The 20,270-nt window shown below is 55.6% G+C and carries 17 protein-coding genes; 10 read left to right on the plus strand and 7 right to left on the minus strand.

Going from position 1 to position 20,270, the window contains the following annotated elements; all coding sequences use genetic code 11:
* Positions 1-48 precede the first annotated feature (48 nt).
* Both panS and rtcR read right to left on the minus strand, forming a co-directional pair.
* On the minus strand, positions 49-993 hold the full coding sequence (gene panS, locus ACW9E7_RS00075; RefSeq protein ID WP_458727053.1) for a ketopantoate/pantoate/pantothenate transporter PanS: 945 nt from the start codon (positions 991-993) through the stop codon (positions 49-51).
* Positions 994-1,098: 105 nt separating this feature from the next.
* Positions 1,099-2,673, minus strand: a complete 1,575-nt coding sequence (gene rtcR / locus ACW9E7_RS00080; protein WP_039024657.1) for an RNA repair transcriptional activator RtcR — start codon at positions 2,671-2,673, stop codon at positions 1,099-1,101.
* Between the two features lie 441 nt (positions 2,674-3,114).
* On the opposite strand from rtcR, the gene ACW9E7_RS00085 reads away from it, so the two are divergent.
* The 3 genes from ACW9E7_RS00085 to ACW9E7_RS00095 are packed head-to-tail and all read left to right on the plus strand — an operon-like array spanning position 3,115 to position 6,266.
* A complete protein-coding gene (locus ACW9E7_RS00085; RefSeq protein WP_133293567.1) occupies positions 3,115-4,242 on the plus strand; it encodes a slipin family protein in 1,128 nt (375 codons plus the stop codon).
* 4 nt (positions 4,243-4,246) lie between these two features.
* The gene (locus ACW9E7_RS00090; protein ID WP_047073138.1) at positions 4,247-5,473 is read left to right on the plus strand and encodes an RtcB family protein; all 1,227 of its coding nucleotides are present in this window, start codon (positions 4,247-4,249) and stop codon (positions 5,471-5,473) included.
* A gap of 4 nt (positions 5,474-5,477) precedes the next feature.
* Positions 5,478-6,266: a nucleotidyltransferase domain-containing protein gene (locus ACW9E7_RS00095; RefSeq protein ID WP_115876950.1), complete on the plus strand. Its 789-nt coding sequence runs from the start codon at positions 5,478-5,480 to the stop codon at positions 6,264-6,266.
* Between the two features lie 41 nt (positions 6,267-6,307).
* Here ACW9E7_RS00095 and lysC read toward each other — a convergent pair whose 3' ends face one another.
* Positions 6,308-7,657 carry a lysine-sensitive aspartokinase 3 gene (gene lysC / locus ACW9E7_RS00100; protein WP_008503421.1) on the minus strand — a complete coding sequence of 450 codons (1,350 nt, stop codon included), beginning with the start codon at positions 7,655-7,657 and terminating at the stop codon, positions 6,308-6,310.
* Positions 7,658-8,031: 374 nt separating this feature from the next.
* Here lysC and pgi point away from each other — a divergent pair, with 374 nt between their 5' ends.
* From pgi to ACW9E7_RS00125, 5 genes are all read left to right on the plus strand, one after another.
* Positions 8,032-9,681 carry a glucose-6-phosphate isomerase gene (pgi, locus tag ACW9E7_RS00105; RefSeq protein ID WP_115876949.1) on the plus strand — a complete coding sequence of 550 codons (1,650 nt, stop codon included), beginning with the start codon at positions 8,032-8,034 and terminating at the stop codon, positions 9,679-9,681.
* A gap of 367 nt (positions 9,682-10,048) precedes the next feature.
* The gene (yjbE, locus tag ACW9E7_RS00110; protein ID WP_008503423.1) at positions 10,049-10,291 is read left to right on the plus strand and encodes an exopolysaccharide production protein YjbE; all 243 of its coding nucleotides are present in this window, start codon (positions 10,049-10,051) and stop codon (positions 10,289-10,291) included.
* A 63-nt stretch (positions 10,292-10,354) separates the two neighbouring features.
* A complete protein-coding gene (locus ACW9E7_RS00115) occupies positions 10,355-10,993 on the plus strand; it encodes a YjbF family lipoprotein (RefSeq protein ID WP_115876948.1) in 639 nt (212 codons plus the stop codon).
* The gene (locus ACW9E7_RS00120) at positions 10,990-11,727 is read left to right on the plus strand and encodes a capsule biosynthesis GfcC family protein (protein ID WP_133293570.1); all 738 of its coding nucleotides are present in this window, start codon (positions 10,990-10,992) and stop codon (positions 11,725-11,727) included. The genes ACW9E7_RS00115 and ACW9E7_RS00120 overlap by 4 nt, the downstream gene beginning before the upstream one ends.
* A complete protein-coding gene (locus ACW9E7_RS00125) occupies positions 11,727-13,823 on the plus strand; it encodes a YjbH domain-containing protein (RefSeq protein ID WP_458727054.1) in 2,097 nt (698 codons plus the stop codon). Before ACW9E7_RS00120 ends, ACW9E7_RS00125 begins: the two co-directional genes overlap by 1 nt.
* 77 nt (positions 13,824-13,900) lie before the next feature.
* On the opposite strand, the gene ACW9E7_RS00130 is transcribed toward ACW9E7_RS00125, so the two are convergent.
* Positions 13,901-14,353, minus strand: a complete 453-nt coding sequence (locus ACW9E7_RS00130; RefSeq protein WP_271369657.1) for an acyltransferase — start codon at positions 14,351-14,353, stop codon at positions 13,901-13,903.
* 96 nt (positions 14,354-14,449) lie between these two features.
* On the opposite strand from ACW9E7_RS00130, the gene psiE reads away from it, so the two are divergent.
* Positions 14,450-14,860, plus strand: coding sequence for a phosphate-starvation-inducible protein PsiE (psiE, locus tag ACW9E7_RS00135; RefSeq protein WP_000202963.1), 411 nt, complete (start codon positions 14,450-14,452; stop codon positions 14,858-14,860).
* A gap of 97 nt (positions 14,861-14,957) precedes the next feature.
* Here psiE and malG read toward each other — a convergent pair whose 3' ends face one another.
* The 3 genes from malG to malE all read right to left on the minus strand — a co-directional run bounded on the left by malG (position 14,958) and on the right by malE (position 18,723).
* Positions 14,958-15,848 carry a maltose ABC transporter permease MalG gene (gene malG, locus ACW9E7_RS00140; RefSeq protein WP_023310002.1) on the minus strand — a complete coding sequence of 297 codons (891 nt, stop codon included), beginning with the start codon at positions 15,846-15,848 and terminating at the stop codon, positions 14,958-14,960.
* A gap of 14 nt (positions 15,849-15,862) precedes the next feature.
* The gene (gene malF, locus ACW9E7_RS00145; RefSeq protein WP_458727055.1) at positions 15,863-17,407 is read right to left on the minus strand and encodes a maltose ABC transporter permease MalF; all 1,545 of its coding nucleotides are present in this window, start codon (positions 17,405-17,407) and stop codon (positions 15,863-15,865) included.
* Between the two features lie 125 nt (positions 17,408-17,532).
* Entirely contained in the window at positions 17,533-18,723 is a 1,191-nt protein-coding gene (gene malE / locus ACW9E7_RS00150; RefSeq protein WP_045909150.1) for a maltose/maltodextrin ABC transporter substrate-binding protein MalE, read from the minus strand.
* 370 nt (positions 18,724-19,093) lie between these two features.
* On the opposite strand from malE, the gene malK reads away from it, so the two are divergent.
* Positions 19,094-20,203: a maltose/maltodextrin ABC transporter ATP-binding protein MalK gene (gene malK / locus ACW9E7_RS00155; RefSeq protein WP_023310005.1), complete on the plus strand. Its 1,110-nt coding sequence runs from the start codon at positions 19,094-19,096 to the stop codon at positions 20,201-20,203.
* The last annotated feature ends 67 nt before the right edge of the window (positions 20,204-20,270 follow it).

Here is a 20,270-nt window from a genome sequence, read left to right on the forward strand (position 1 = left end):
CTGAAGCCTCCTGATGTGGAGGCTTCAGTGTAAAGCAAGCAGCGTAAATTAACCCTGCTTCACCGCATCTTTTTTCGTTTGTTCCTCAATCGGTTTGCCGGACCAGTAGCCCGCCAGCAGAGAGCCGGAGAGATTGTGCCAGACGGAGAACAGCGCACCCGGCAGGGCCGCCAGCGGCGAGAAGTAGATTTTACCGAGCGCCGCCGCCAGGCCGGAGTTCTGCATCCCTACCTCGATTGCCAGCGTGCGGCAGGTCGATTCGTCGAAGCCAAACAGTTTCCCGCCCCAGTAGCCGCCCAGCAGGCCGATGGTGTTATGCAGCACAACCGCGACGATCACCACAAAGCCTACGGAAGCAATGTGCGAGGCGGAGCCCGCCACCACGGCGCTGATGATGGCCAGAATGCAGATCATCGAAAACGCGGGCAGATACGGCTCAACGGCCTTCACCACGCGAGGGAACAGGTGGTGAATGACCAGCCCAAGCGCAATCGGGATCACCACGATTTGCAGAATGCTCAGCAGCATCCCCATCACGTCCACCTGAATATGCGCATCCACGTACAGGCGGGTTAACAGCGGCGTGGCAATCACGCCCACCAGCGTGGAGACGGACGAGATAGTGACGGAGAGCGCCACGTCGCCTTTCGCCAGATAGATCATGACGTTGGACGCCGTGCCGCTGGCCACGCTGCCCACCAGCACCATCCCGGCGGAGAGATCGGGCGGCATCTTAAAAGCCATCGCCAGCAGCCACGCCGCGAGCGGCATCACCAGGTAGTGCAGAAATATCCCTGCCGCGACGGGCGCAGGGCGAGACAGCACGCGCTTAAAATCGTCTACTTTCAGATGCACACCCATACCGAACATGATCAGCATCAGCAGCGTGGCGACCCACGGACCAATACCGGTGAACGTGGTGGGCGTGTAATACGCGAGTACGGAGAGCAGCAGCGCCCATAACGGGAACAGCCGCGTAATAGCGGATAACATAATGATTTCCTTGCGATGAATGTTGCGTGTGTTTGTTATAAAAAGCCGGGATCGAGCCCGGCTATAGTTATTGTTTATCGCGTAAGGAAGTAATATTCAAATGAATTATGACCGGATGCTTTCCCAGCTCAGACTAAAGCGAGCCAGATATTTACGCAGTCGGTCGGCGTCGTTAGGATTGGCTTTTTTGAGCCGTGAAACGGCAAACAGCTCACGTCCGGCTTCAGACAACGATGCGCTGCGGCGACATACCTCCAGCACCGTTTCCAGTTGCCGCTGGTCAAAGAGGTCAATCTCCATGTCAGTTGCAGGCTGCGTCACGTCAGTTTGCCAGTCGGTCTGAAGACGTGAGATCTCCTCCAGCACCAGATCCTGAGTAATACGCCCTCGTTCCGCCAGCGTCGCCATGCGTGCGACGCTGGCGCTCAGTTCGCGAAAGTTGCCCCGCCACAGCGCTCTGCTGGAACAGGCAAAGGCCAGATAGCCTTCGCGTGCCTCTTTATCGAAGCGGATTTGCGTCTGGCTTTCGCGAGAGAAACGTTGAAGTTCGTAGTCAACATTCGGCGTGATGTCTTCTTTCCGTTGGGCAAGGCCGGGTAATGCAAAGCTCCACATATTAATACGGGCATAGAGATCTTCTCGAAAACGTCCTTCTGCCACCCACTGGCGCATATCACGGTGGGTTCCGGCGATAAGTTGAAAATCGCTGTGAACTTCTTTATCGGAGCCAAACGGGAAAAAAGTTTTCTCTTCAATGGCTTTGAGCAGCATCGCCTGTTCATCCAGGCCTAGTTCGGCAATCTCGTCGAGGAAAAGGACACCGCCATCGGCTTCACGCAGCAGGCCGCTGCGCGCCGACAGTGCGCCGGTAAAGGCCCCTTTCACATGGCCGAACAGCGTGGACATGGCGTTATCACCGCGCAGGGTCGCGCAGTTGACGGAAACCAGTTTGCCGGAAACCTGATGGCGTGACTGCTTCAGCTGATAAATGCGGTTCGCGAGGAACGACTTGCCCGCGCCGGTGGGGCCGGTCAGCAGGATCGGGGCTGTTGAACGTAGCGCCACGCGTTCAATCTTGTCGATCAGACTGTTAAAGGTGGCATTTCGCGTCTCAATACCCGCTTTCAGAAATGAGATTGACTGCTGCTGCTCGCGCTGAAAACGGTTGGTAAGGGTCGTGTAGCGGCTTAAATCCAGGTCGATAATTGAGTAAGTTCCGGCTGCAGTCTCCTCAGCAGAGGCTTCTTTTCTGGCAGGGCCAGTCTGCAAAAGGCTGGCGGGAAGATAGCGGGCTTCCGTCAGCAGGAACCAGCAGATCTGCGCCACATGCGTGCCGGTGGTGATGTGGACGAAATACTCTTCGCGATCGGTATCAAAAGTGTACTGGGTGGCGAAATCGAGAAACGCGGCATAAACCTCTTCGAAATCCCACGGGTCTTCAATGATTACCGTGCTGGGACGCACCTCGGTGTGGGGGGAAACCAGCACAATATCTTCCGCCAGTTGCTGAGCCATGCCGAGATCTCGCGGTTGATGTAGCAGCTCCAGCCTGTCGACCGGGAAATCCGGCTGTTGGCACAGCCCGACGGTCGGTCGCCATTTGCGAAAGCGATTAGCCCGCTTTCCCCGTTTATCCATCACGGTGCCAAGCACCCCGATCACCACCTTCCGCTTCTTCATGTTTATCCAGAAAGATAATTGTCGATATAGCAGGATAAGAAATGTTGAGCCGAACAGCAATGCATGAAAAGCGCGATAAATAAAAATCATTAATTATCAATAAAATAAAAAAATAAAACAGCGATTTTTGTTTTTGGCACGCTTCTGGCAATACAGATAACGTCACGACGTTGAGCACACTGGGGGTTAAGGCCCCGTCGGCGCACCAGGAACGGCAAGGCTGTTTTCCGGGGGCGTTCCGTCAACCAATGACAGATAGAAGGGTTCGATTCCCGATTCATTCTCCCAATGAAAACTGGTTGTAAACATCAAAGTAAAAACGGGTATTGCGCAGTCAGCAATCCCAATGAAGGTCGCCGGTAATGGCGCCGGATCGCAGGCGAAAAGGCATTCCCCTGTGATTTCGTGCCTGCACCCGCGCCTGACTTTAAGGAATATAAAATGGCTAAAAAAATCACGATAAAAAAAGGTCAGTTAGGACTGGTAGCAAAAGCTGGCGATTATTACCGGGTACTGGAGGCGGGTGAACACCGTCTGGGTTGGTTCAATACTGACGACGTGCTGGTGGTGAGCCAGGATGGCAGCGAGGTGCCGGGTGCGCTGGCGGATTATCTGCGCCGCTTTCAGCCTGACTGGGTGGTACGTTACTGCCTGGCGGTTGACCTTACTGCAGATGAAATCGGGGTGTTATCGAACAACGGCGTATTGCAGGAAATTGTGCCGCCTTCGACTCGTCGTCTGTACTGGCAGCAGGATGCGGCGTTGAGCCTGCAAAGAATCGATACCCGCGACGTGCGGGTGCCAGTGGACGTGATGAATGCTGCTCTGCAACCGCGTCGTAATGGCGCGCTAAAGGGGCGCGACGCGATGCTGGTCGTACAGGTACCTGCCTGGCACGTCGGGGTGGTGAAAATCGACGGAGAAATTCAGGCACTGTTACCGCCGGGACTGACGGCTTACTGGAAAATTAACCATCTGGTTGAGGCAGAGGTAGTGGATACGCGCCTTCAGGTGGTGGAAGTGAGCGGGCAGGAGATCCTGACGAAGGACAAAGTTAACCTGCGCCTGAACCTGGCGGCTAACTGGCGCTACAGCGACGTGCTGCAGGCCTGCGGACAGCTTACGAAACCGCTGGAACATTTGTACCGCGAACTCCAGTTCGCACTGCGTGAGGCGGTCGGCACCCGCACGCTCGATGAGTTACTGGAAGATAAGCAGATCATTGATGAGGTGGTCAGCAAACAGGTGCAAGGCCGCCTGTCATCCTTTGGAATGGAAATTGCGTCGCTTGGGGTAAAAGATATTGTTTTACCTGGTGATATGAAAACGATTTTATCCCGTCTGGTAGAGGCCGAAAAATCGGCCCAGGCGAATGTTATTCGCCGACGTGAAGAAACGGCGGCGACACGATCGCTGTTAAACACCGCAAAGGTGATGGAGAACAACCCGGTGGCGCTGCGTTTAAAAGAGCTGGAAACCCTGGAAAGGGTCGCGGAGCGTATCGACAAAATTTCAGTATTTGGTGGCCTGGACCAGGTATTACACGGCCTTGTTAACCTGAAAGGATAACGCAATGCAACAGAATGATTTTGAATTACTGACGGCGTCAAACGGCGCCCCGATCAAAATGTGGACTCACGGCGTTCCCGTGGAGCCAGAGGCACAGGCGCAGTTACTGAATACTGCAAAGATGCCGTTTATTTTCAAACACCTTGCGGTGATGCCCGACGTTCATCTCGGTAAAGGCTCAACCATCGGCAGCGTGATTCCGACCAAAGGGGCAATTATTCCTGCGGCGGTTGGCGTGGATATTGGCTGCGGGATGATTGCCGTTCGCACTTCGCTGGTGGCCGGTGATTTGCCGGATAATCTCAGCGGTTTACGTAGCGCCATTGAACAGGCAGTACCGCATGGGAGAACCAATACGCGTTCTCGACGGGATAAAGGCGCGTGGGAAACGCCACCGAAAGAAGTGGACGATCGCTGGTTGGTGTTGGCCCCACGTTTTAAACAACTCACGGATAAATACCCGCAGTTGCGGAAAACCAACAACTACCAGCATCTGGGCACGTTGGGTACCGGAAACCACTTTATTGAAATTTGCCTCGATGAGCAGCAGCGCGTCTGGGTGATGTTGCACAGCGGCTCGCGCGGCGTAGGAAACGCCATCGGTAATGTGTTTATCGCCCTGGCACAGCAGGATATGCAGCATCACCTGGGACATCTGCCGGATAAAAATCTGGCCTATTTTCAGGAGGGGAGTCGTCACTATGAGGACTACATTGAGGCGGTGGAGTGGGCGCAGGATTTTGCCCGCCACAATCGGGAAGTGATGATGTCGCGCGTGCTGGCGGCGCTCTCTCGCGAAGTGACAAAGCCCTTTATTACGCAGCAGGAGGCGGTTAACTGCCATCACAACTATGTGCAGAAAGAGCATCACTTTGGGGAAGAGGTACTGATCACGCGCAAAGGTGCGGTGTCGGCGCAGAAAGGGCAGATGGGGATTATTCCGGGCTCAATGGGCGCAAAGAGCTTCATCGTGCGTGGCCTCGGCAACGAGCAAAGCTTCTGTTCCTGCAGCCACGGCGCCGGGCGAGTGATGAGCCGAACGGCGGCAAAAAAACGCTATACCCTTAGCGACCATATTCAGGCGACCTCTCACGTAGAGTGTCGCAAAGACAATGAGGTGATCGATGAAACGCCGATGGCCTATAAAGACATTGACGCCGTGATGGCCGCGCAATCGTCGCTGGTGGAGATCGTTCACACCCTGCGTCAGGTAGTGTGTGTAAAAGGATAAAAAAATGAGCAACAACGATGTTGATAGCGCGATGCGCGCACGTGTCTGCGCGCAACTTCGCGATATAGAGCAGCGCTATAACGTGCGCGTGCTCTACGCCTGTGAATCGGGCAGCCGGGGATGGGGATTTGCCTCACCGGATAGCGATTATGATGTGCGGTTTTTGTACGTTCACCACCCAGAATGGTATCTGCGCGTCGAATCCCAGCGGGATGTGATCGAGCTGCCGATAGATGATGAACTGGACGTTTGTGGCTGGGAATGGCGCAAGGCACTGGGCCTGCTGAAGGGGGCAAACCCGACGCTTATCGAGTGGCTGGATTCCCCTGTTGTTTATCAGGAGGATGAGACGGTAGTGGCCGAGTTGCGTGCGCTGATACCTGCGTGGTTTTCGCCATTGCGCGCCCGCTGGCATTATTACTCAATGGCCCGAAAAAACTTCCGTGGATATTTACAGGGGGAAACGGTTCGGCTGAAAAAGTACTTTTATGTTCTGCGCCCTTTGCTGGCGGCGCGGTGGGTAGAAGCGGGGAAAGGCGTTCCACCGATGCGTTTTGCCGAACTGCTTGCCGGGAGCGAACTGTGCGCGCCGTTACGTGCGGAAATCGATGCATTACTGGAAATAAAACAGCGCGCAGGTGAAGCGGAATATGGTCCTAAACGGCCCTTACTCCACGCTTTTTTGCAAAGTGAGCTGGTGAGAGGAGAAGTGCCGCCGGTACTACCCGACAGCAGAGAAGGAAATTTAAAAGATCTGGATTCGCTGCTGATGAGAACAGTTATGAAAAGCTAGAGAATGGCCCGGTAGTGAAAACGCCCGGGCCACTCTTGCGCTTATTCAAACAAATTCTGATGAAGTTTCTGCACGACCTGCTCGGCCTGATCGGCTGGCACCAGGAAGCAGAGGTTATAGCTGGACGCACCGTAGCAAATCATGCGGATGTTGAACGGGTCGAGCACGCCAAATACCTCTTTGCCCACGCCGCAGGCGCGCGACAGCTTGTTGCCGATGATGGCAACCAGCGCCAGGTCTTCTTCCACTTCCACGCGGCACAGCTCAGACAGCTCAATCAGCAGCGACTGCGTCAGCAGGGTATCACCGGTTGAGGTTGAACCGGTGGTGTCCAGCGTCAGCGCAATGCTCACTTCCGAGGTGGTGATCAGATCCACGGAGATGTTGTGGCGTGCCAGAATGCCAAACACTTCCGCCAGGAAACCGCGGGAGTGCAGCATATTGTGACTGTGGAGCGTCACCAGCGTCTGGCGACGGCGCAGGGCAAGGGCGCGGAACAGCGGTGGGTTTTCCGTTTTCTTGCAGACCAGCGTCCCGCCGGCTTTTGGATCTTTACTGGAGCCGACGAAGACCGGGATATCGCTGCGTACGGCAGGCAGCAGCGTGGCCGGGTGAAGCACTTTCGCGCCGAAGGTGGCCATTTCCGCCGCTTCTTCAAAGGCGATCACATCAATACGTTTCGCCGCGGAAACGACGCGCGGGTCGGTGGTGTAAATGCCCGGAACGTCAGTCCAGATATCCACGCGAGTGGCATGCAGGGCCTCGCCCAGTAGCGCTGCGGTGTAGTCGCTGCCGCCACGGCCAAGCGTGGTGGTGCGGCCCTTCGCTTCGCTGCCGATAAAGCCCTGTGTGATTACGATGCCGTCTGCCAGACGCGGGGCCAGCTGCTGATTGGTCAGTTCCGCCAGCGCCTCAACGTCCGGCTCGGCGCGGCCAAAGCGGTCGCTGGTACGCATGATTTTGCGCACGTCAAACCACTGCGCCTGAACGTTACGCTCGCGCATGATTTCAACAAACAGCAGGGTGGACATCAGCTCACCGTGGCTGACCAGCTCGTCGGTCAGGGCGGTGGAGGTTGCCAGAGAAGCCGCTTCTGCCAGGGTAGTGATATTTTCCAGCAAACGTTCCACTTCCTCGCGGATGACGTTAGGGTTCTGCAGACGTTCAAGAATGTCGAACTGAATTTTGCGCAGTGCATCCAGCTTCACGAAACGTTCTGTCGCTTCCAGTCCTTCAGACAGAGAAACCAGCAGGTTCGTCACGCCGGCGGAGGCAGACAGCACCACCAGGCGGGTATTCGGATCGGCCAGCACCACATCGGCGCTGCGGTTCATGGCATCGTAATCGGCCACACTGGTGCCGCCAAATTTGGCGACCACAAAACTCGTCATAACAACCTCGTGTCAGGGAATGAATAAGCGACCTTGGCACAAGAGTGAAACGAAAACAGGTGCAGGCGCAAAATACGGCCCTATAAATAAAATGCGGGGGAGGTCCTGTCAATGCTGGGATTATGCGGATTTTTTATGGGGGGGTACCCCTGAGAAACAGGACTTATAACAGGGCCAGATTTTATGCTCCGTTTTAGGGCATTTTGACCGACATTTATCCGCTCCGGGAGGGCGCTTCAGCAGCTATACTTTTCGGGTCTTTTCACCTGTGTTTGATGCAGGCCAGGGCAATGGCATAAAAACCATCACAATTTTTATTTGCAGGCGCTACAATCGACCGCAGTCACAATTCTCAAATCAGAAGAGTATTGCTAATGAAAAACATCAACCCAACGCAGACCGCTGCCTGGCAGGCACTCCAGAAACATTATGATGAAATGAAAGACGTCACCATCGCGGATCTTTTCGCGAAAGATGCCGATCGTTTCAACAAGTTCTCCGCGACCTTCGACGACCTGATGCTGGTGGATTTTTCTAAAAACCGCATTACCGAAGAGACGCTGGCAAAACTGCAGGATCTGGCGAAAGAGACTGAGCTTGCAGACGCCATCAAATCCATGTTCTCCGGCGAGAAGATCAACCGCACCGAAGATCGTGCCGTGCTGCACGTGGCCCTGCGTAACCGTAGCAATACGCCAATCATCGTTGACGGCAAAGACGTCATGCCGGAAGTGAACGCGGTGCTGGAAAAGATGAAAGCGTTCTCCGAAGCGATTATCTCCGGTAGCTGGAAAGGCTACACCGGCAAACCGATCACCGACGTGGTTAACATCGGTATCGGCGGTTCTGACCTCGGCCCGTTCATGGTGACCGAAGCGCTGCGTCCGTATAAAAACCACCTCAACATGCACTTTGTGTCTAACGTCGATGGTACCCACATCGCCGAAGTGCTGAAAAACGTGAACCCGGAAACCACCCTGTTCCTGGTTGCGTCTAAAACCTTCACCACTCAGGAAACCATGACCAACGCCCACAGCGCGCGCGACTGGTTCCTGAAAACCGCTGGCGACAACAAGCACGTGGCGAAACACTTCGCGGCGCTTTCTACCAACGGTAAAGCCGTCAGCGAGTTCGGTATCGACACCGCGAACATGTTCGAGTTCTGGGACTGGGTTGGTGGCCGCTACTCTCTGTGGTCTGCAATTGGCCTGTCCATCATCCTGTCCGTGGGCTTCGACAACTTCGTTGAGCTGCTCTCCGGCGCCCACGCGATGGACAAACACTTCTCCACCACCGCGCCTGAGAAAAACCTGCCGGTGCTGCTGGCGCTGATCGGGATCTGGTACAACAACTTCTTCGGCGCTGAAACCGAAGCGATCCTGCCGTACGACCAGTATATGCACCGCTTTGCGGCTTACTTCCAGCAGGGCAACATGGAATCCAACGGTAAGTACGTTGACCGTAACGGCAACGCGGTGGACTACCAGACTGGCCCAATTATCTGGGGCGAGCCGGGCACTAACGGTCAGCATGCTTTCTACCAGCTGATTCACCAGGGCACCAAAATGGTACCGTGCGATTTCATCGCTCCGGCTATCACCCATAACCCGCTGTCCGACCACCATCCGAAGCTGCTGTCCAACTTCTTCGCCCAGACCGAAGCGCTGGCGTTCGGTAAATCCCGCGAGGTGGTTGAGCAGGAATACCGTGACCAGGGTAAAGATCCTGCCACGCTGGAGCACGTGGTACCGTTCAAAGTGTTTGAAGGCAACCGTCCAACCAACTCCATCCTGCTGCGCGAAATCACGCCGTTCAGCCTGGGCGCGCTGATTGCCCTGTACGAGCACAAAATCTTCACGCAGGGCGCGATCCTGAACATCTTCACCTTTGACCAGTGGGGCGTTGAGCTGGGCAAACAGCTGGCAAACCGTATTCTGCCAGAGCTGGGTGACGATAAAGCGATTACCAGCCATGACAGCTCGACAAATGGTTTGATCAACCGTTATAAAGCATGGCGTGCGTAATTAAAACGACATGAAAACGTGCCGGCTTAATGCCGGCATTTTTTTATCGGATAATTCCTGATGTCTGTTAGTTAACTCAAATTCTGGATCTGAGTTTAATCCGAAAAAGACGCTTAACCCGTTAATTGCTGCGGTTTATTTTAAGAAAATACGCAGAAATCAGATAATGTAAATATATTATAAGTATTTGTTTTGTATTTCTTTTGTATTTTTTGGATTTGTCCTTCATTTCAATTTTAACCATTATTCCGAAAACCCACTCCCTATTTCCCCTTACGGCAAACCCACGGCATGAGTTGTGTATACTCGATTCCGCCTGAAATTCTTTTCGGGCAAATCTCCATTCATTCATTGAAGGGAAATTGTTATGAAGAAAGTACTGTATGGCATTTTTGCCATATCTGCGCTTGCGGCGACATCTGTTTATGCAGCTCCGGTTCAGGTCGGGGAAGCGGCAGGGTCGGCTGCGACGTCTGCGTCTGCGGGAAGTTCTACCGCAGCCAGCGCCAGCACCGTAAGTTCAGCCGTGGGTGTCGCGCTGGCGGCAACCGGTGGCGGTGATGGCTCCAACACCGGAACCACAACCACCACGACAACCAGCACCCAGTAATAGCGGGTGTTTTAATCATAACCACACTTCGGTGTGGTTATTTCGCCCCTTCGGAGAAGAGTCGTGAAGCGACCTGCAATCATTCTGATTTGCCTGCTGCTGCAGGCGTGCTCGGCCACCACTAAAGGGCTGGGAAATTCACTGTGGGAAAGCATGTTCGGCACGCCGGGCGTGCATCTGACCGATGACGAACTTCAGAACATGCCTTATGCCAGTCAGTACATGCAGCTTAACGATGGCCCGCAGCTTTTTGTGGTGCTCGCTTTCGATGAAAACGGGCAGCAGAAATGGGTGACGCAGGATCAGGCCACCATCGTGACGCAGCATGGCCGTATCGTGAAAACCCTGCTGGGCGGCGACAACCTGCTGGAGGTGAATAATCTCGCCGACGACCCGCTGATCAAGCCGAACCAGATCGTCGACGGCGCAGGCTGGACGCGCACGATGGGCTGGACTGAACACAAGCAGGTGCGTTACGCCACGGCACGCTCGACCTTCCGCTGGGACGGCACGGACAGCGTGAAGGTCGGCAGCGACGAAACGCAGGTTCGCGTGCTGGATGAAGAGGTCACTACCGATCGGGCCACCTGGCACAACCGCTTCTGGATTGACGAGGAAGGGCAGATCCGCCAGTCATTACAGTATCTTGGTGCCGGATTCTTTCCGGTCAAAACCACCCTGATCAAGGCGGCGAAATCATGAAAATGCTCATCCACGCTGCGCTTATCGCCAGTTTTGCCGCGCCGCTGGCATGGTCCGCCGGGACTGTGAAGGTCTACACGCCGGACAGTGAAAAACCCAAAACCTTAACCCACGCCGAGCATCTTCTCGATCTCGTCGGACAGCCAAGGCTCGCCAACAGCTGGTGGCCAGGCGCGGTCATCGCTGAACGGCAGAAGACCGCTGAAGCGGAACAGCAGCACAAGGCGCTCCTTGCCAGGCTAACGGGATTAGCGGAGCAGGAAGACGGCGACGACGCGGCGGCGATTAATAGCGTTCGCCAGCAGCTGCAGGCGCTGAAGGTGACGGGCCGACAGAACGTCAATCTTGACCCGGATGACGTGCGCGTCACGGAAAACGGCAACCCGACCCTGGAAGGGGACTATACGCTCTGGCTTCCGGCGAAGCCGACGACGGTGACCGTGATGGGGCTGATCGGCAGCCCGGGTAACAAGCCCTTTACCCCCGGTCGTGACGTGGCGAGTTATCTCGACGAGCAGAGTCGGCTGAGCGGCGCGGATAACAGCTACGCCTGGGTGATTTACCCCGACGGCCACACGCAAAAAGCCCCCGTTGCTTACTGGAATAAACGTCATATCGAACCCATGCCGGGCAGCATTATTTTTGTCGGTTTTGCCGACCATTTCTGGACGAAGGCGTATGACGGGCTTAACGCCGATATCCTTCACTCCCTGATTCAGCGGATACCGGAATAATGAAAAGAACCTATCTCTACAGCATGCTGGCGCTCTGCGTGAGTGCCGCCTGCCATGCAGAAACGTATCCGGCACCCATTGGCCCGTCTCAGTCAGACTTCGGCGGCGTCGGTTTACTGCAAACGCCCACCGCGCGTATGGCGCGCGAAGGGGAAATTAGCCTTAACTACCGTGATAATGACCAGTATCGCTACTACTCGGGGTCAGTGCAGCTGTTCCCGTGGCTTGAAACCACGCTGCGCTATACCGACGTACGGACGAAACAATACAGCAGCGTCGAGGCGTTCTCAGGCGATCAGACCTACAAAGATAAAGCCTTCGACGTCAAGCTGCGCCTGTGGGAAGAGAGCTACTGGATGCCGCAGGTCTCCGTGGGCGCCAAAGATATCGGCGGTACCGGCCTGTTTGATGCGGAATACATCGTGGCCAGCAAGGCCTGGGGGCCGTTCGACTTCTCGCTTGGCCTGGGATGGGGCTATCTCGGCACCAGCGGAAACGTGAAAAACCCGTTTTGCTCCTACAGCGATAAATACTGCTACCGCGATAACAGCTATAAGAAAGCGGGCTCCATCAACGGGGATCAGATGTTCCACGGTCCGGCATCGCTGTTTGGCGGTGTGGAGTATCAAACCCCATGGCAGCCGTTACGCCTGAAGCTGGAGTACGAGGGGAATGATTACTCGCAGGACTTCGCCGGGAAGATTGAGCAGAAGAGCAAGTTTAACGTCGGCGCAATTTATCGCGTCACCGACTGGGCCGACGTTAACTTCAGCTACGAGCGCGGCAATACGGTGATGTTCGGCTTCACGCTGCGCACCAACTTTAACGACATGCGGCCGCACTACAATGATAACGCGCGGCCTGCATACCAGCCGGAACCGCAGGATGCGATTCTGCAGCACTCCGTGGTGGCAAACCAGCTGACGCTGCTGAAATACAATGCCGGCCTGGCGGATCCGAAAATTCAGGTGAAAGGCGATACGCTTTACGTCACCGGCGAGCAGGTGAAATACCGCGACTCGCGGGAAGGGATCGAGCGCGCCAACCGGATCATCATGAACGATCTGCCAGAGGGGATCCGCACGATCCGCGTGACCGAGAATCGTCTCAACCTGCCGCAGGTGACGACGGAAACGGATGTTGCCAGCCTTAAGCGCCACCTGGAAGGCGAGCCGCTGGGACATGAAACCGAGCTGGTGCAAAAACGTGTTGAGCCGATCGTGCCAGAAACCACAGAGCAGGGCTGGTATATCGACAAGTCGCGCTTCGATTTCCATATCGATCCGGTGCTGAACCAGTCCGTCGGTGGGCCGGAAAACTTCTACATGTATCAGCTGGGCGTCATGGCGACGGCGGATCTGTGGCTGACCGACCATCTGCTGACCACCGGCAGCCTGTTCGGCAACATCGCCAATAACTACGACAAGTTCAACTACACCAATCCGCCAAAAGACTCGACGCTGCCGCGCGTGCGTACCCGCGTGCGTGAGTACGTGCAGAACGATGCCTACGTGAATAACCTGCAGGCCAACTACTTCCAGTACTTCGGTAACGGCTTCTACGGCCAGGTGTACGGCGGGTATCTGGAAACCATGTACGGCGGCGCGGGGGCGGAAGTGCTTTATCGTCCTGTCGACAGCAACTGGGCGTTCGGGGTGGATGCTAACTATGTTAAACAGCGTGACTGGCGCAGCGCGCAGGACATGATGAAGTTCACCGACTACAGCGTCAAAACCGGTCACCTGACCGCCTACTGGACGCCGTCGTTCGCGCCTGACGTGCTGGTGAAAGCCAGCGTAGGCCAGTATCTGGCGGGCGATAAGGGCGGTACGCTGGACATCTCCAAACACTTCGATAGCGGCGTCGTGGTGGGCGGCTACGCCACCATTACCAACGTCTCGCCGGACGAATACGGGGAAGGGGACTTCACCAAGGGAGTCTATGTGTCGATTCCGCTGGATCTGTTCTCGTCAGGCCCAACCCGCAGCCGTGCAGCGGTTGGCTGGACGCCGCTGACGCGCGACGGCGGCCAGCAGCTTGGACGTAAGTTCCAGCTGTACGACATGACCAGCGATAAGAACATTAACTTCCGCTGATTCTTTACGCCGGGCGGCACTGCGCTTACCCGGCCTACGGCTTCGTAGGCCGGGTAAGCGCAGTGCCACCGGGAAAATCACAAGCGGCGCAGCAGCCTCGCCGGGTTACCGGCATAGACACCTTTCTCGACAATCGATTTTGTTACCACGCTTCCTGCTCCAATCACCGCCCCGTCGCAGATGGAGACCGCCAGGATGGTGGCACCGCTGCCTATTGATACGTCATTACCCACGGTAATGCGTCCCCAGCTGTTTCGGTCAGCATTGGGTTTGCCTTCGCGGAACATATCGTTGGCAAACATCACCCCATGGCCAATAAAACAGCGTTCGCCTACGGTAACGTACTCGCAAATGAAGGTGTGCGACTGAATTTTGCTGTCGTCGCCAATGTACGTATTGCCCTGGATTTCAACAAACGGGCCGACGAATACGGCGTTGCCCAGCACGCAGTCGTAAAGATTAGTAGGTTCATATACGGTCACATTGTCGCCGCAGGTCACGTTGCGAACCCCGGTTGGTTTACGATCCATCGGTTACCTCCCTACATAAAACATAATTAAAAAATATAGATCTCCGTCACATTTTTGCGTTATACAGAAACCTCGCCCTGGAGAATGAGGTGCTGTATGACATCCCTGACTCGCCCGCGCGTTGAGTTTATCTCAACTATCCTCCAGACCGTGCTGAACCTCGGTCTGTTGAGCCTTGGCCTGATACTGGTCGTCTTTTTGGGTAAAGAGACGGTGCATCTGGCGGATGTGCTGTTTGCCCCTGAACAAACCAGCAAATATGCGCTGGTGGAAGGCCTGGTGGTCTACTTTCTCTACTTTGAATTTATCGCCCTGATTGTGAAGTATTTTCAGTCCGGCTTTCACTTCCCACTACGTTATTTTGTCTACATTGGGATCACCGCCATTGTGCGGCTGATCATCGTCGATCATAAATCCCCGCTCGACGTGCTGATCTACTCGGCGGCGATCCTGCTGCTGGTGATCACCCTCTGGCTGTGCAATTCGAAGCGGCTGAAACGGGAATAAAAAAATGGCGCTCCGAAGAGCGCCTAACAACAGTCACAAGTTGGGTCAATACAATACGTCTAAAGTTGAGGGTTGCAGTGGCATAACAAAACGAAACTTAACCTTTCACACCGCCCGCCGTCAGGCCGTTCACCAGCCAGCGCTGCGCCAGCAGGAACACCACGGTTATCGGGATGGCAGAGAGTACGGCCGCCGCGGCAAAGTCGCCCCACAGGTAGTTTTGCGGGTTGAGGTATTGCTGCATACCCACGGCCAGGGTGTAGCTGTTCACATCACGCAGTAACAGTGAGGCAACCGGTACTTCAGTGATCGCAGCGATAAACGACAGGATAAACACCACCGCCAGAATCGGCACCGACAGCGGCAGCAGCACCAGGCGGAACGCCTGCCACGGGGTAGCCCCATCCAGCGCGGCGGCTTCTTCCAGCGAGCCGTCGATAGTTTCGAAATAGCCTTTAATGGTCCACACATGCAGTGCGATACCGCCAAGGTAGGCGAAGATCACGCCGCCGTGGGTGTTCAGGCCGATAAACGGGACGTACTGGCCCAGGCGGTCAAACAGGGCATACAGCGCCACCAGCGACAGCACCGCCGGGAACATCTGGAAAATCAGCATCCCTTTCAGCAGCGTCGCTTTGCCCGGGAAACGCATACGGGCAAAGGCGTAGGCGCAGGTGGTGGACAGCGCCACGATACCAATGGCGGTAATGCCTGCGATTTTCACCGAGTTCCACAGCCACAGCAGCACCGGGAACGGCGGCGGCGTGACGCGGCCATCCGCGTGTTCCACGCTAAAGCCCAGCGCGAGCTTCCAGTGCTCCCAGGAGATTTCGTCCGGGATCAGGCTTCCTGTCGCGAAGTTACCCGAACGCAGGGAGATGGCGATAACCATCAGCAGCGGGAACATGATCGCCGCGATGAAAATCAGCAGGCCTAAGTGTGTCGCCAGGAGGCGCAGTTTCTGAGATTTGGGTTGTACCATTGCCATGATCGATGCCCTCCTTAGTCGAATTTCATACGTGTGGCTTTCAGGTTCACAATCGCCAGTGCGCCTACCAGCAGGAAGATCAGGGTGGCAATCGCTGCCGCCAGACCGAAGTCCTGGCCGCCGCCGCCTTCGAAGGCGATACGGTAGGTGTAGCTCACGAGCAGGTCGGTATAGCCTGCCGGCGTCGTAGTGCCGAGGCGGTCCGGGCCGCCGTTGGTCAACAGCTGAATCAGCACGAAGTTGTTAAAGTTAAAGGCGAAGCTGGCAATCATCAGCGGGGTGAGCGGCTTGATGAGCAGCGGCAGCGTAATCTTAAAGAAGTTCTGGAACGGGCCCGCGCCGTCCATCGCCGAAGCTTCGTACAGGTCATCCGGGATGGCCTTCAGCAGCCCCATGCACAGGATCATCATGTACGGATAGCCCAGCCAGGTGTTCACGATGATGATCATCGAGCGGGCGGTGGTCGGGTCGCTGAACCAGGCCGGTTTGATGCCAAACAGCGCGCTCAGCATGATGTTGATTTCACCGAAGCTCTGGTTAAACAGCCCTTTGAAAATCAGAATCGAGATAAACGACGGCACGGCATACGGCAGAATCAGCAGCACGCGGTAGATCGCTTTGCCCTTCAGGGATTCCCACTGGACCAGACAGGCCAGAACCATGCCCACGGCAACGGTCAGTATCACCGTCAGCACCGAGAAGACCACCGTCCAGACGAAGATGGCGAAGAACGGTTTCTGAATGCCTTCGTCGGTAAATACGCGGGTAAAGTTGTCCCAGCCGATGGTGACTGTGTAGCCCGGGCTGAGCTTGTCATCACCCCATTTGCCGTCGGCAGTAATGGACTGATAGAAACCAATGTCGTTATTCGGACGGTACTTCACGCCGCTCTGGTTGTTGGTCAGCGTGCCGTCATCCGCCAGGGTATAGAGCGGTTGGGTGCCGGAGAACTGGCGCAGCGAGCTCATGGTCACTTTGCTTTCATCTGGCAGCACGGCGGTGAGCTGGGTCAGCGCCTGGCGGTTCTGGGTAATGACACGCAGGTTGGCACGTTCACCTTCCGGCAGGGCTTGGGCCTCTTTTAAGGCCAGCTTCTGCTCGCCGCCAAATTTGAACGCGTCGGAAACGTAGTATTTGCCGCTTGCTTCGTCAGTAAGCGCTAACTTCCACTCGTTCCCGGCAGGATAAAGGCCGAAGTTAAAGGTCTTGCCTGCCTGATATGAGCGATCCAGCAGGACCTGCTGGGCGCGTTCCTGCGCAAGCTGGTTGGTGCTGCTGTAGTTGGTAAACGCAATGGCGATGGTACAAATCAGCGGGAACAGGACAAACAGCCCCATCCCGGCCACGCCTGGGTAAACATAGCGCCAGGCATAGGCTTTACGGTTGGCGAAAATATACAGGCCAGCAGAGCTTAAAATCAGCGTCATGATGGCGAACAGATATTCCCCTTGTACGTACATTAAAACAACAAGGTAACCCACCAGCAGACACAGCAGACCTATCGCTGACCACTTCAGCGCGTCGCTTTGCCACCAGCGTTTCTTTTTAATGACATCCATGGGGTTTTTCCTCTACAACGTTTGATCTTTTCTCCCTCTCCTGGGGGAGAGGGCCGGGGTGAGGGCGTGCGAATAGCGACAACCCTCACCCTAACCCTCTCCCAAAGGAAGAGGGGACTACGTCATTACTTAGTAATACGACCCTGAGCATCTTTCAGCGCGGCATCAACGGTCTGGCGACCGCTTGCAGCGTTGATGACCGCGGTACGGGTGGCGTACCAGAACGCAGCCATCTGCGGGATGTTCGGCATGATTTCGCCTTTCTGGGCGTTATCCATGGTAGCCGCGATACGTGGGTCTTTCGCCAGCTGATCCTGGAAGGATTTCAGCGCAACGGCGCCCAGCGGTTTGTCCTTGTTCACTTCATCCAGACCCTGATCGGTCAGCAGGTAGTTTTCCAGGAACTCTTTCGCCAGCTCTTTGTTCGGGCTGGCGGCGTTGATACCCGCGCTCAGCACGCCAACGAACGGTTTAGACGGCTTGCCTTTGAAGGTTGGCAGCAGCGTCACGCCGTAGTTGATTTTGCTCTTATCGATGTTGGTCCAGGCCCACGGACCGTTGATGGTCATCGCGGTTTCGCCTTTGTTGAACGCCGCTTCCGCGATGGAGTAATCGGTATCCGCGTTCATGTGTTTGTTCTTGATCAGGTCAACCAGGAAGGTCAGGCCCGCTTTCGCGCCCGCGCTGTCGACGCCCACGTCTTTCACGTCATACTTGCCGTTTTCAAACTTGAACGCGTAACCGCCGTCGGCAGCAATCAGCGGCCATGTGAAGTACGGCTCTTGCAGGTTGAACATCAGGGCAGATTTACCTTTCGCCTTCAGCTCTTTATCCAGTTTCGGGATCTCTTCCCAGGTTTTCGGCGGGTTAGGTACCAGGTCTTTGTTATAAATCAGAGACAGAGCTTCAACCGCGACAGGATAAGCGATCAGCTTGCCGTTATAGCGAACAGCGTCCCAGGTGAACGGGAACAGCTTGTCCTGGAAAGCTTTGTCCGGGGTGACTTCAGCCAGCAGGCCAGACTGCGCGTAACCACCGAAACGGTCATGCGCCCAGAAGATGATGTCCGGGCCGTCGCCGGTTGCCGCAACCTGCGGGAATTTCTCTTCCAGTTTGTCCGGGTGTTCTACGGTAACTTTGATGCCGGTGTCTTTCTCGAATTTTTTGCCCACTTCGGCCAGGCCGTTATAGCCTTTGTCGCCGTTAATCCAGATAACCAGTTTGCCTTCTTCAATTTTGGCGAGCGCCGGTGCGGAAATCATCATTGCTGCGAGGGCGGACAATGCGAAAACGCGTGCGCCAGTCTTGATATTCATAGCTGCCATCCTTTTTGGTGATGTCTCGTGGTATGACTTCAGTGGTTCAACGTGTCTCAGTCTCCTTATTTGACATCCTCTTTCCATCCTCCCAACCCCTACGCCCCACCCCCCGTTTGTGTGATCTCCGTTGCATAAATTTAAGTTATGAGTGCTGGCGCACATAAAAACCCACCGAATTTTGCAGGCGGCTTCACGAATTTTGCCTCAGCCCTCCCACGGCGGTCGCAGAGCCTGCTCTCTCATCCTCCCGCCTCCTCCCCCATAAAAAAGGCGGGGGGTGGAGGATTCGGGAAAGTAATGGATACCCCATAGTGAACTTATCTTGAATGTTTCTGTCGGTGACAGGTTGTAACGAAGGGAGAAGGGCATGGCGAGCGTACAGCTGCGTAATGTAACGAAAGCCTGGGGTGACGTTGTGGTGTCGAAAGACATCAATCTGGACATCAACGAAGGCGAATTCGTGGTGTTTGTTGGCCCATCAGGCTGTGGTAAATCTACTCTGCTGCGTATGATTGCCGGTCTTGAAACCATCACCAGCGGCGACCTGCTGATTGGTGATACCCGAATGAATGACATCCCGCCTGCCGAACGTGGCGTAGGCATGGTGTTCCAGTCTTATGCACTCTATCCCCATCTTTCCGTTGCCGAGAACATGTCCTTTGGCCTGAAGCTGGCCGGCGCGAAGAAAGAGGTCATTAACCAGCGCGTGACGCAGGTAGCTGAAGTATTACAGCTGGCGCACCTGCTGGAGCGTAAGCCGAAAGCGCTTTCCGGCGGTCAGCGTCAGCGCGTGGCGATTGGCCGTACCCTGGTCGCCGAGCCGCGCGTCTTCCTGCTCGACGAACCGCTTTCCAACCTGGATGCCGCCCTGCGCGTCCAGATGCGTATCGAAATCTCCCGTCTGCACAAGCGTCTTGGCCGCACGATGATTTACGTCACCCACGATCAGGTCGAAGCGATGACCCTCGCCGACAAAATCGTGGTGCTGGATGCCGGTCGCGTGGCGCAGGTGGGTAAACCGCTGGAGCTGTATCACTACCCGGCAGACCGCTTTGTTGCGGGCTTCATTGGCTCGCCAAAGATGAACTTCCTGCCCGTCAAAGTGACCGCGACAGCCATTGAACAGGTACAGGTGGAGCTGCCAAACCGCCAGCAGGTCTGGCTGCCGGTCGACAGCGCCAACGTACAGGTCGGGGCAAACATGTCCCTCGGTATTCGCCCTGAGCATCTGCTGCCGAGCCACATCGCTGATGTGACCCTGGAAGGTGACGTTCAGGTCGTCGAACAGCTTGGTCACGAAACACAGATTCATATCCAGATCCCCGCCATCCGTCAGAACCTGGTCTACCGCCAGAACGACGTGGTGTTGGTAGAAGAGGGTGCCACATTCGCTATCGGCTTGCCGCCAGAGCGTTGCCATCTGTTCCGTGAGGATGGCACTGCATGTCGTCGGTTGCACAAAGAGCCAGGCGTTTAAGCAATCCCAAAAGAAGACACGAAACCGACAGGTGAAGTGTTCAAAGAAAAGCAATGATCTCAGGAGA

The organism is Enterobacter sp. H2G27 (assembly GCF_054403075.1).